Origin of the sequence: Singulisphaera sp. GP187, assembly GCF_900129635.1 — a bacterium.
Lineage (GTDB): Bacteria > Planctomycetota > Planctomycetia > Isosphaerales > Isosphaeraceae > Singulisphaera.
Window position 1 is genome coordinate 2,644,054 of the sequence record NZ_FSRB01000002.1, and the last position, 12,049, is coordinate 2,656,102.

Annotated in this window: 9 protein-coding genes; 7 read left to right on the forward strand and 2 right to left on the reverse strand. The window is 62.5% G+C overall.

All coding sequences use genetic code 11. From position 1 onward, the window contains the following. Positions 1–22: 22 nt before the first annotated feature. The 3 genes from BUS42_RS34600 to BUS42_RS34610 are packed head-to-tail and all read left to right on the forward strand — an operon-like array spanning position 23 to position 3,420. Complete coding sequence (locus tag BUS42_RS34600) at positions 23–1,204, forward strand: sialidase family protein (RefSeq protein ID WP_083670983.1); 1,182 nt, start codon at positions 23–25, stop codon at positions 1,202–1,204. A gap of 39 nt (positions 1,205–1,243) precedes the next feature. Next, the gene (locus BUS42_RS34605; protein ID WP_074314740.1) at positions 1,244–2,503 is read left to right on the forward strand and encodes an MFS transporter; all 1,260 of its coding nucleotides are present in this window, start codon (positions 1,244–1,246) and stop codon (positions 2,501–2,503) included. Between the two features lie 2 nt (positions 2,504–2,505). Continuing rightward, a complete protein-coding gene (locus BUS42_RS34610) occupies positions 2,506–3,420 on the forward strand; it encodes a dihydrodipicolinate synthase family protein (protein ID WP_074314742.1) in 915 nt (304 codons plus the stop codon). Between the two features lie 63 nt (positions 3,421–3,483). Here the strand turns inward: BUS42_RS34610 and BUS42_RS34615 are convergent, their stop codons facing one another. Continuing rightward, complete coding sequence (locus BUS42_RS34615) at positions 3,484–5,241, reverse strand: ABC transporter permease (RefSeq protein ID WP_254054033.1); 1,758 nt, start codon at positions 5,239–5,241, stop codon at positions 3,484–3,486. A 610-nt stretch (positions 5,242–5,851) separates the two neighbouring features. Between BUS42_RS34615 and BUS42_RS34620 the strand changes: the two genes are divergently transcribed. The 3 genes from BUS42_RS34620 to BUS42_RS34630 all read left to right on the forward strand — a co-directional run bounded on the left by BUS42_RS34620 (position 5,852) and on the right by BUS42_RS34630 (position 10,001). Next, positions 5,852–7,141 carry a hypothetical protein gene (locus tag BUS42_RS34620; RefSeq protein ID WP_074314746.1) on the forward strand — a complete coding sequence of 430 codons (1,290 nt, stop codon included), beginning with the start codon at positions 5,852–5,854 and terminating at the stop codon, positions 7,139–7,141. After that, entirely contained in the window at positions 7,142–8,416 is a 1,275-nt protein-coding gene (locus BUS42_RS34625) for a hypothetical protein (RefSeq protein WP_074314747.1), read from the forward strand. A 295-nt stretch (positions 8,417–8,711) separates the two neighbouring features. Continuing rightward, the gene (locus BUS42_RS34630; RefSeq protein ID WP_074314749.1) at positions 8,712–10,001 is read left to right on the forward strand and encodes a TolB family protein; all 1,290 of its coding nucleotides are present in this window, start codon (positions 8,712–8,714) and stop codon (positions 9,999–10,001) included. Between the two features lie 66 nt (positions 10,002–10,067). Here the strand turns inward: BUS42_RS34630 and BUS42_RS34635 are convergent, their stop codons facing one another. Beyond that, on the reverse strand, positions 10,068–10,523 hold the full coding sequence (locus BUS42_RS34635) for a winged helix-turn-helix transcriptional regulator (RefSeq protein WP_074314751.1): 456 nt from the start codon (positions 10,521–10,523) through the stop codon (positions 10,068–10,070). A 232-nt stretch (positions 10,524–10,755) separates the two neighbouring features. On the opposite strand from BUS42_RS34635, the gene BUS42_RS34640 reads away from it, so the two are divergent. Continuing rightward, positions 10,756–12,024 (forward strand): MFS transporter, encoded by a 1,269-nt coding sequence (locus BUS42_RS34640; protein WP_410001732.1) that lies wholly within the window; start codon positions 10,756–10,758, stop codon positions 12,022–12,024. The last annotated feature ends 25 nt before the right edge of the window (positions 12,025–12,049 follow it).

Sequence of the window (12,049 nt, forward strand, 5' to 3'; positions counted from 1 at the left end):
CACCCCAAAGTGAGCGTCCGTCATGCGAGGTCTTTGCTGGGGCCTGTTCCTCTGTTTGATCGCTTCGATCCGGAGCAGCGGGACGGAGCCGACGACAACCGACGTCTTTGTCCCGAAGACTGACGGGTTCAAGTCGATCCGGATCCCGGCCGTCGTGGTGACCAACCAAGGGACGCTGGTCGCCTTCGCGGAAGGACGCGCGGCCAACGCCGATCAGGCCAAGAACAAGCTCGTCCTGAAACGGAGCCAGGACGGTGGCAAGTCGTGGGGACCGATCGCGGTGGTTGCCGACGCTGGCGACCGATCGCTCAATAACCCTTGCATCGTGGTCGAACGCGAACACGGCCAACTCTTATTGATGTACCAATCCTTCCCGGCGAATGTGAGCGAGCGGAGCAAGGCGGTTGAACCGGGTCACGAGGGTGACCGGATCGTGCGCAATCACTTGATCATGAGTAATGACGATAGTCTGACCTGGTCGAAGCCCCGTGACGTGACCGGCCTCACCAAGCGAGCCGTCGGGGTAACGACCATCGCCAGCGGCCCTGGACTCGGGATCCAGCTCCGTCACGGCCCCCACGCCGGCCGACTCCTGTTCCCGATGAACGAGGGACCGTTTGGGCTTTGGAACATCTACGCCGTCTATAGCGATGACCAAGGCAAGACCTGGGCGATGGGTGACGTGGCACCGGGTGGTCTGATCGACACCCCCAACGCCAAGGGTGGAAAAACGAGCACCGTCAACGAGGCCCAGTTCGTCGAGCTGAACGACGGCTCGATTCGGTTCAACGTCCGGCGTTGGGCTGGCAAGGCAGTCCGGAAAACCTGCCTCAGTCGCGACGGCGGTCTCACCTGGTCGAACGTCGAGGATGTCCCGGACCTGATCGACCCGAGTTGCATGGCCTCGATCTACCGTTACACCGACCCCGCGGCCGGCGGAATCGGCCGACTTCTCTTCTCGGGACCACAAAGTACCAAACGCGAGAACGGCACTCTCTTCCTAAGTGACGACGAAGGTGTATCGTGGCCTGTCCATCGCGTCCTCTGCGCAGGGAGCTTCGGCTACTCCTGCCTGACCGCACTGCCCGACGGGTCCATCGGCTGTCTCTACGAGGCTGAGGGAGCGAACCGGATCGTCTTCGCCCGGGTCACCCTCGATTGGCTGACTCACGGTAAGGCTCGTGCCGATCGCAACGAGGACTGATGGCGCAGAGTTCTTATTCTCTCCCTCGGTGAATCCCCTATGCATGCCGAAACCGTCTCGACCGATTCTCAAGGACTCCGCCGCGCGGCCTGGCTGGCGGTCGCGCTGCTCGCCCCGGTTGCCCTGCTCAACTACCTCGACCGGCAGATGCTCGCCGCGATGAAGATGTCGATGATGACGGACATCCCCGACATCGGCTCGCGGGAAAACTGGGGCTTCATGCTCGGCTCCTTCAAATGGGTCTACGCATTCCTGAGCCCGATCGGCGGCTACATCGCCGACCGATACAGCCGGCGGCTCGTGATCATCGCCAGCCTGTTCGTCTGGTCGGCGGTGACCTGGTCCACCGGCTACGTGACGACCTACGACGGCCTGGTTGCCACCCGCGCCTTGATGGGAATCAGCGAAGCCTTCTACATCCCGGCCGCCCTGGCGCTGATCACCGACTTCCACCGCGGTTCGACCCGGTCGCGGGCCGTCGGCATCCACCAGATGGGGATCTACGCCGGGATCGTCCTCGGCGGTTTCGCGGGGCATGTGGCGGATCAACCCAACCTCGGTTGGCGGTTCGCGTTCCAGACCTGCGGGGTCGTCGGAATCCTCTACTCCCTGCCGCTCTTCTGGTTATTGCGCGATCCGCCACAGTCGCCGGCCTCCCAAAAACGCCACCCGACCTCATTGTTTCGGGCTTGGGCCGAGCTGGTGAAGAATCGAGGCTATCTCCTTCTGGTGATTTATTTCACCTTACCCGCACTTGCCGGATGGGTCGTGAAGGATTGGATGCCGGATATCCTCCGGGAACGATTCAACCTCAACCAAGGGAAAGCCGGTGTCTACGCCGTGATCCCGGTGCAGCTCGCATCCTTGATCGGCGTCGGGATCGGCGGCTGGATGGCGGATCTCTGGATGCGACGCTCCGAGCGGGGACGGATCTTCGTCAGCGCGATCGGGATGATTCTCTTCCTGCCCGCGCTGTTCGGCGTCGGTCTCTCGGAACGCCTCGGGTTCGCGGTCGGCTTCCTGATTCTCTACGGCATCGGCTGGGGATTCTTCGATTGCAACAACATGCCGATCCTCTCCCAGATCGTACGGCCCGAGCTCCGCGCCACGGGATATGGCTTCATGAACCTGGTCAGTATCAGTTGCGGTGGGTTCGCCGACTGGGGCTTTGGTTTGTTGCGTGACCAACATGTTTCCCTGGCCGTCATCTTCGGGATCTTCGCGGGGATCGCGTTGTTCTCCGTGGCAATCGTCCTGATGATCCACCCTCGACCCGACCTCGCTCCAAAGGATTCCTGAGGATGTCAATCAAGCTGAGCGGTCTGATCGCCGCGACCCACACACCGTTTCAGGCTGACGGTCAACTCAACCTCGCCGTCGTGGCGCGTCAGGCCGAGCATCTGCTCGGCACCGGCGTCAAGACCGTCTTCATCGGCGGAACCACCGGCGAGAGTCATTCACTCGCCGTCGAGGAACGCCTGACACTGGCGCAGCGTTGGAGTGAGGTGGCCCAGGGCTCGGAGCTCCGCGTGGTCGTCCACGTCGGTTCCAATTGTCTCGCCGACGCCCGCACGCTCGCCGCGCACGCCCAGTCGCTGGGGGTTGCCGCCATCGCGGCCTTCTCCCCGAGCTACTTCAAGCCCAAGGACGTGCAAACTCTCGTCGCCTGTTGCGCGGAGATCGCCGCCGCCGCCCCTGCTTTGCCGTTCTACTTCTACGACATTCCCAGTATGACCGGAGTGCGGCTCAGCATGCCCGCCTTCCTGGACCTGGCCTCCGCGACGGTGCCAACGTTGGCGGGCCTCAAGTTCACGAATCCCGACTTGATGGCCTATCAGCAATGCCTTCATTCACAAAACGGTCGTTTCGACGTCCCTTGGGGTTCGGATGAAACCTTGCTGGGAGCGCTTGCCCTGGGCGCATCGGGCGCCGTCGGCAGCACCTATAACTTTGCCGCCCCACTCTATCACCGGGTGTTGGCCGCCTTCGCGCAAGGCGACCTGGCCCAGGCCCGCGCCGAGCAATACCGCTCGGTCCAACTCGTCGACCTCCTGGACGGCTACGGCTTCATGGGGGCGGCCAAGACCGTGATGTCGTTCCTGGGCGTTGAAGTCGGCCCCGCCCGGCTCCCGCACTCGAATCTCACGTCAGAGCAGGTGGTCACGCTGAGGGTGGGCCTCGAACAACTCGGATTCTTCGACTGGGTGCGTGCATGACATGCCGCCGTTTCGATGAATGACCAGTCCTCTCAGCCGGTTGATGGCGCCCGCTCGCCCGGGTTACTTCCGGGCGAATTCCGAATCATGAATCGTTTCCGTCCGCACTCGCTCGGCCGGCCTCAAGGAGCGGACTCTCCACTCGGAGGGCCTGCTCTTGATCCGGCCGAGGCAGTGGTCGAATGTCGCCAGAGTGGCGGCCAGGAGAGCGACTGAGGCCAGGACGTAGGTGCTAATCCAGAGGACGACGCCCCCGACGTCGCCCCAGTCGACCGACGCCGACTCGAGTTGCGAGGTGATCACGATCGGACCGAAAAACGGGCTGCCCGCGATACAAGCAAAGCCGTACGGATGGGGGCTCATCATGGCCATCACCAGAAACATCCAACCGACCGTCACGATGACGTAGATTGCAACGGCCAAGCCGACGGCCCGGCCCAGCCTCGTGCACCAGGTCGCCAGCGTGACCCCAAGACTGGTGACGGCCGCGCCCACGGCGATCACGTAGACGGTGAGCAGGATCGCCACCAGCCATTTCATCCCGTTCCACCCCGTTACCGCAAAGGTAACTAGACTGGGGAGGATCGCAAGCAGGGGCACCAAGCGAAACGCGCCCAGCCACTTACCGAGCACGATCTCCCGGGTGGACAACGGGGTTGCCATCAAAACATCAAGGCTGCCGCGCGCCCGCTCCTCGGCCAGTGAGGTCGACGCTGTCACGCTCAGGCAGAGGAGGCCAATGGAAATCAGAAATCCATTGATCAGTTGCGCCGCCTTGGGCGTTCCGGTGGCGACCGTCACCAGACTGAAAACCAACGTCGTCACCACGACCAAGGCGGTGACGGCACGAATCAAAATTGTCGGCCGGTTTCGGTGCCACTCACGCCAGAGCACGGGATTGAAGTCGAGCGACGGCGCCGGCAACCGCGAAACCAGGTTTCGCATTCCTCCGAGCCCCGGAATTGGCAACCTCAAGGGAACAGCCCGCCGCCACCATCTCCGCCGGCCTCCATCCCGCGTACAGACGGCCCGCAAGCGAATGACAGCCAGGGTGGTCAGCCCGGCCGAGAGCGCCCACGTCACGCCCAGGAACGCCAAGTAATCGCTCAAGCCGACGGAATCGGGTGCGAGATAGGGCGCAAACGCCAGTCGGAACGGGTTGGCGGACGTCGGAGGTATCCAAACCGAGACACCCATGGTCCCGCCGAGCGAGGTCACCATCATCGGACCGAGCAGCCAGAGGCCCCAGACGGCGTAGGTGCCGAGCAACGCTTCGTGAGTCTTCCCCACCCAGAGCGAGAAGGCCAGTGCCAGGCTGCTCCCGAGCACGGCCACGCCAAGCGTGACGATGAGCGCCCCCAGCAGCGCATCGGAGTCGACGCCCCCCAAAAGGGTGAGGAGCGTCATGACCGGGAAGACGCAGACGACCATCGAGATTACCGGGACGAGCCGCGCGGCGAGCTTACCCAGAACGATCTCGGCGTCGGAAAGGTCAGTCAAAAGCAGATACATCAACGTCCCCCGTGCCCGGTCGAGACAGATGGCTCCAGCCGTCACGGCCGGGGCGGCGAGAAGGACGACAGCCAGTTGCGTACCGACCATCGCCTTGAAGAAGAGTTCGGCAACCTCCGCCAGCCCACGAAGCGAAGGCGCGATCGGACCGCCGGCTCGGCCCGACCAAACGACAACCAAGGCAGCCAGCAGCGACGCGACGAACAGCGAGCGGAGGGCGTACCCTTGCCAGCGTCTTGACGAGATTCTCCACTCGTAGACGAATACCGGTCCTAGTCCCAGGCGCTGCCCCGACCCCATGCCGCCCATTCGCACCCCCCGTTTCCGCGGTCGACGTACCGTCAAAGTCCTTACCGTTTGCTCGATTAAAATATTGACATGACCATTTTTAGTGATTTGATATTTTAAACACATCAAATTGTCAAAGCAAACCATGGCCAGCCGCTAGGAGCGGGTTACCCCAGGCCACTCTCCACAAGTTGGCCGGGGACTCGAGACCATCTGACCTCGTTCTGTGTGGCCGGGGGTCTCCGACCCCGGTGCAGCGTGCCATCGAGTTTACGCTGACAGACTGCCGACCATCCCACAATACCTTGCGCCACCAGGCGAGGCGATGGATCCGGCGCTCAACTCATGCGCCTTTTCAGAGATGACGACCGCGAAACCTGTCAGCCCCCTTCGATTCCGAAAGACATTTTTTGTAACTTTGTTGGATAACCTCGGGTCTCCCGTTACTCTTGGAATGCTTGCGGACGGGTACAGGGCCCCGTTAGGGCGACTCGCGAGGGCCGAGACGACAGAACAGGAGGCCCGCCGCCACCCGTGCCGAAACCAACTTGAGTGATCCGCTTGGGATCGCGCGAGTTCAGGTGGCGGACGACGGATCAGTGAGCCCGGCTTCGATCAGGAGATTCGCTGAATGAGGTATTCACGTCGGGATTTTCTGGCGGGCGCAGGATCAACCTTGGTTCTCGGAAGTACCGGCTGGTCCGCCCAACGCCGGCCGAAAATCGCCGCGTTGACCACGGTCTTTTACAAATACTCCCATTCCGAACACATCATCGACCGTTTTCTGGATGGGTACGGCTGGGAGGGTCAGCATCATCGGCCCCCGATGGACGTGGTCTCCCTTTATGTCGAACAGGTTGGGAAGAACGACCTCAGTCGAGAGCGTTCGAAGCGGCATCCGGGGATGAAGATCTACCCAACCATCGCCGACGCCTTGACGTGCGGGGGAAGCACGCTGGCCGTCGATGGTGTCCTTCTGATCGGCGAACATGGGAAGTACCCAACCAACGCGAAGGGGCAAACGCTTTATCCACGCTACGAGTACTTCCAGCAAGTCGTTGACGTCTATCGCCGGAGCGGCAAGACGGCCCCCTTGTTTAACGACAAGCACCTGTCATGGAGTTGGGACCACGCCCGAGAGATGGTCGAAACCGCCAAGACGATGGGGTTTGGGCTGATGGCCGGATCGTCACTTCCCGTGACTTGGCGGCAGCCCTCGGCCGACCTGCCCCGAGGCGCGGTGGTCGAGGAGGCCGTCGGCGTGTGGGGGGGTGGGATTGATGGCGGAGACATCCACGTGATCGAGGCCTTGCAGGCGATCGTGGAACGGCGCCGCGGCGGTGAGACCGGGGTGCGGGCCGTCCAGGCGTTGCGCGGAGACGCCTTCTGGAAGGCGCTGGAATCCGGCTCGTGGGACGCGGGCGGTTGGGATCCGAAACTGCTGGAAGCCTGCCTGAGCCGGAGCCATCAGCTCAACCCAAGCCGGCCCTCCTACAGCGACGTTTATCCTTCCCACGCCGACCTGCGCCGGCTTGCCCCCAATTCGTACGCCTACCGGTTCGAGTACGCCGATGGACTCAAGGCGAGCATCATTCAGTTCCAGGCCGCTCGTGGAAAGTCCGAGGGCGGAGTGGTCGGCGATTGCAATGCAGCCGCCCGGCTCCAGGGCAACGATATCTTCTCCGTCCAGTTTTATCTCCCCTACTCCACGATGCGAAACTTCTTCAGCCCCTTGACTCATCATATCGAGACCCTCTTCCTCACCGGCAAGGCCCCCTATCCGATCGAACGGACCTTGCTCACCACCGGGATGACCGCCAGCGGCGTCGAGTCGCTCTTCCAGCAGCAGAAACGCCTGGAAACCCCGCACCTGGCCGTCCAGTACCAACCCACCGCCGAATCCACATTCTGGAGGTCGTGAATGCTTACTCGACGAAACTTTCTGGCGGCGGCGGGCGCGGCTCCCTTGCTGTTCAACTCCGCTTGGGGCGAGCCCACGCCAACGGCCCGCAAGAAGATCGCGATCATCAGCACGGTCTGGACCTACCAATCGCATAGCCAGCATATGGGCGACCGTTTTCTGGTGGGCTACCCCCTCAACGGCCGGTGGCACAAGCCACCAATCGAGGTCGTCTCCCTCTACGTCGACCAGAAGCCCGAGGGCGACCTCAGCGCCAACCGCGCGGCGGAACACGGGTTTACCGTCTATCCGAGTATCGCGGAAACACTCCGATGTGGCGGAGACAAGCTGGCCGTGGATGGAGTGGTCATCATCGCGGAACACGGCAACTATCCCCGCAACCCGAAAGGACAGACCCTCTACCCGCGCTACGAGTTTTTCCAGCAGGCGATCGAGGTTTTCGACAAAGACGGCCGCGCGGTTCCGATCTACAATGACAAGCATCTCTCCTACAGCGCGGAGAAGGCCGCTCGGATGGTCGCGGACTCGAAGCGACTGAAATTCGCCTTCCTCGCGGGATCATCGTTGCCCGTCACCTGGCGCCTCCCTCCGGTCGAAGTTCCCTATGACGCGGAGATCGAGGACGCCCTGATGGTCGGCGTCGGCGGTTCCGACGCGATGGACTACCACGCACTCGAAGCGATGCAATGCATGGTCGAACGCCGCAAAGGGGGCGAAACTGGGATCAAATCGGTGCAGATGCTCGAGGGTGACGCCGTCTGGAAGGCCGGTGAAGCGGGTCTCTGGTCCAAACGCTTGCTTGAAGCCGCACTCTCGCGGAGTGACTCGCTCCAGGGAGATTCCGAGTTGGACTCGCGTCCCCAGGACCTGGCCAACAATGGGTCCCTTCCCGGCCTGGTCAAGAACCCGACGGCCTACCTGATCGAACGCACCGACGGAGTTCGCACCACCCTCTTGATGCTCAACGGCGCACTCGAGGATTACACCTTCGCAACCCGTCTCAAGGGCGGACAAATCCTCTCGACCCAGTTCTTCCTGACACCGAAGCCGAACGTCACCTATTCGGCCTGCCTGGTCGCCCAGATCGAGGAAATGATCCTGACCGGACAGGCCCCCTACCCCGTCGAACGCACCCAGATCAGCAGCGCCATGCTCGACCGCCTGCTCGACTCCAAAATCGAAGGCCACCGACGTCTTGAGACCCCCGACCTCAAGATCGCATACCGAGCGCCGCGGGAATCTCGATTTGGCGACTCAATCGCCCCAATCCAATAGGCAAATCATATCATTGTTAACTTTAATGTCATCATAAATATGCCGTAATCTCGTTCCCACGCTCTGCGTGGGAATGCCGTCTGCGACGCTCCGCGTCGTCTTCCCTGGCGGGTGGGGCCGCAGCGCATGGGAACGGGTTTCTCCCGCAAATTTCGCTCTCCGGGACAGACAGACGGCCCGGTTTCATTTTTGACAGACTCTTCACTTGCAATGATATTCCTGCCGTTCCGTTGGCGGCCCTTCGAAACCGCGAAAGAGTGGGCGGTTGAGTTCCGAGTTTCCGAGCAATCAACCTATGCATGAACCAACGTGCCATCGTCTCCTCACCTTCACGGGAATGTCCCGCCGCGGCTGTCGCACCACGGTGGGGCTCCTCGTGATCGTCGCGGCGTTTACCGTCGCCACCCAGGCCCAAGCAGGTGACGGAAATCCCCCAACGCCCGCGCGGTTGTTCTTTACGTCGCAAGGGAAGACAGCTCTGGTGCACGCCGACGGAACCGGGCTCCGCTATTTCGCCTTCGACAAGCTCGACCAGGCGACCTGGCAACCCGGCCCGATCTTCCCCGACGGTCGCCGCGTCCTCTTTCTGAGCATGGAACCGCGGCGTGACGGCCCCGGTCGGTCGTTCGAGGAATACTACACGCAAACGCCAACGCACTTGTGGGTGCACGACCTTGCAACCGGATCATTGGAAGAGGTCTGTACCAAAGAGCGAATGGCACCTTTCATGACTCCGGCCCTATTGCTGGGCGAAGACCGGATCTTGGTCCAGGTGGTCCGCAAGCAGGTCGGCCAGATCTTCAGTGTCCGGCTCGACGGGTCTGACGCGCACGCATTCACCCAACCGGGTGAGGGGCTCCCCTACGGACTCAGCCTCAGCCCCGACAGCCGTCGGGTTGCCTTTCATCTGGCGAGTCCGCAAGGCTACCAGGTCTGGACCAGCGACGTTGACGGTTCGCAACGTGTTCGAGTCGCCGCAGCTCCCGAACACCTCTATTTCGGAACCAGTTGGTCGCCGGACGGCCGGTCGATCCTCTACGTCGACTGCATCTCTGGCAAGGATCCGGGTCATGACTGGGCCGACGTCTGTATCGGCCGCGCGGATGGCAGCGAACACTGCGTGCTCACGAGCGGCCAGGCGATGTGGTTCGCCGCGACCTACGGTGACCCCAAAACGCGGGGAGGCGGGTCCAACGTCCCGGCCTGGACCCGTGACGGAAACATCCTCTTTCCGCGCCGTCTTCCCGGCTCAAAAGTTCCCTGGGAATTCCAGTCAAACCGCCCCGACGTTGACCATTTCAACCGCGACTACAAGCCCGACCGCGCTCGGGGCGGCACCGAAATCTGCCGGCTCGATCCGCGGAACGGTCGCGTGACCGTTCTGACGCAGAGCGATCCGCCGACCTGGGATTTCCGCGCCAGCGAATCGTCCGACGGTAAACAGATCGCGTTTTGTCGGGCGACAACCGGCGGACCACCCGCGATCTGGGTGATGGATTCCGACGGCAAAAACCCAAGACAAATCACCCGAGGACTCGACAACCAAGGGGCGGACCACCCGCGTTGGCTTCCCCAATTGCCTTGAGAAGGCATGCTGATGCGTCCACTCCAGCGTTTCCTACCTTGATCGTTGAGCGATAACGCACGCCAATCACGGCAAATCCGCCACCTTCTTCACGACCGCATCCTCAGGTCCGAGGATGCGTCCGTCCTCCGATCGAAGCTCCAGCCTTCGGACGGGACGACCGGTCTTCCGGTCGACCAACACGGAGTGCGCCTCCTCCTGCTCGTAGCACGCGTCTTCGCCCCATTGCCTCAATCCGACGATCACAGGGAAGAGCCCACGCCCCTTCGCCGTCAGGACGTACTCCTGATAGGCGGTCCCATCGGAGGCCGGCCCAAGCTCAAGGATGCCCTGCGACACCAAGGTCCGAAGTCGGGCCGCCAGGATATTCTTCGCGACGCCCAAGCTCTTCTGAAATTCGCCGAACCGGCGCATGCCATCCAATGCGTCGCGAATGATCAAGAGCGACCACCAATCCCCGATCGCGTCCAACGACCGCGCGACCGGACACTCCGCTCCTTCGAGACTCGTCCGCTTCACCATCTTCCTCCTCCGAGTGCCGGCAGAATCGAACGTGCGCGGCAGTCGCGGCCAGAGCCACCCGCCCACCGCGAAGCAAATCAAGTCGTCCTTATCGCAATTCCGGTTGCATTATAAAACCAAATCCGCCACAATCCAACTGGTTTCATTATGCAACCAAAAAGGCTTGAAGGAGCTGAGGATGTCGATCGAGAACCGACAGGGGTTAGTTACCCGGGGAAGTTGCGGGATGAGAATGGAGTCGGCACGCGGGGGGGCCGTTGGGATCGAATCGGCTCCGGCTACTGCGCTGCCACGCTCCGTGGTGGTTCTCTTCGCGGTCGCGGCCGGGTTGAGCGTTGCGAACGTCTACTTCGCACACCCGTTGCTCGATGCCATCGCGCGTGAATTCCAGATCAGCCATGCGTCGGTGGGCCTCGTCGTCGCCGCCACGCAGACCGGGTATGCGCTCGGGCTGCTCTTGCTGGTGCCATTGGGGGATCTTTTGGATCGGCGTCGGCTCATCGTCAGTCAGTTGCTCCTGTCCGTGCTGGCGCTCTTCGTCGTGGCCCTTGCCCCCACCGTCGGGGTGCTGTTGGTGAGCATGGTGGCCGTCGGCCTGCTCGCCGTCGTGGTGCAGACACTGGTGGCGTTTGCGGCCACCTTGGCTCCACCTGCCGAGCGCGGGCAAGTGGTCGGTACCGTCACGAGCGGCGTGGTGCTCGGCATCCTGCTGGCACGCGTGGTGGCGGGTGCATTGGCGGATCGCGCCGGCTGGCGGGCGGTCTATCTCTGCTCTGCGGTTGTCACGCTGCTCATGGCCGGGGCCTTGTTCCGGGTGCTGCCGCACCATGAACCCGCGGGTTCGCGTCCCGCTTATCCGCAGTTACTTCGCTCGGTGTTCATGCTTTTCATGGAGGAGCCGGTCCTGAGGATCCGCGCTGGAATCGCGCTGCTGATTTTCGCGGCCTTCAGCGTCTTCTGGACCTCCTTGGTGCTCGTGCTCAGCGCTCCGCCTCTTGCAATGTCCCAAACCGCGATCGGGATGTTCGGCCTCGCGGGAGTGGCGGGAGCGCTCGCGGCGGGCCGGGCGGGGCGACTCGTCGATCGCGGGATGGCGCACTGGACCACCGGCCTCGGCTTGAGCCTGTTGCTGATTTCATGGCTCCCCATCGGCTTCACCCAACAGTCACTCCCTGCATTGGTCGTCGGCGTCATCCTCCTGGACCTCGCGATTCAGGCCGTCCACGTCACGAACCAGAGCCTGATCTTCACCCTCCGCCCGGAGGCTCGCAGCCGACTCGTCGCCGGCTACATGGTCTTCTATTCACTGGGCAGCGGTCTGGGCTCAATCACATCAACCGCCACCTATGCCTGGGCCGGCTGGACTGGGGTCTGCCTGCTCGGAGCCACTTACAGTGCCCTCGCACTCGTGTTCTGGGCACTCACCGCCCGACCTGCGGCGGTAGCATCGACGTCGGCCCTCGGCTCACAACTCGCTCGCGAATCATGCGTCAAGGCATAACCTTGTCGCAACAAAACATTTTACG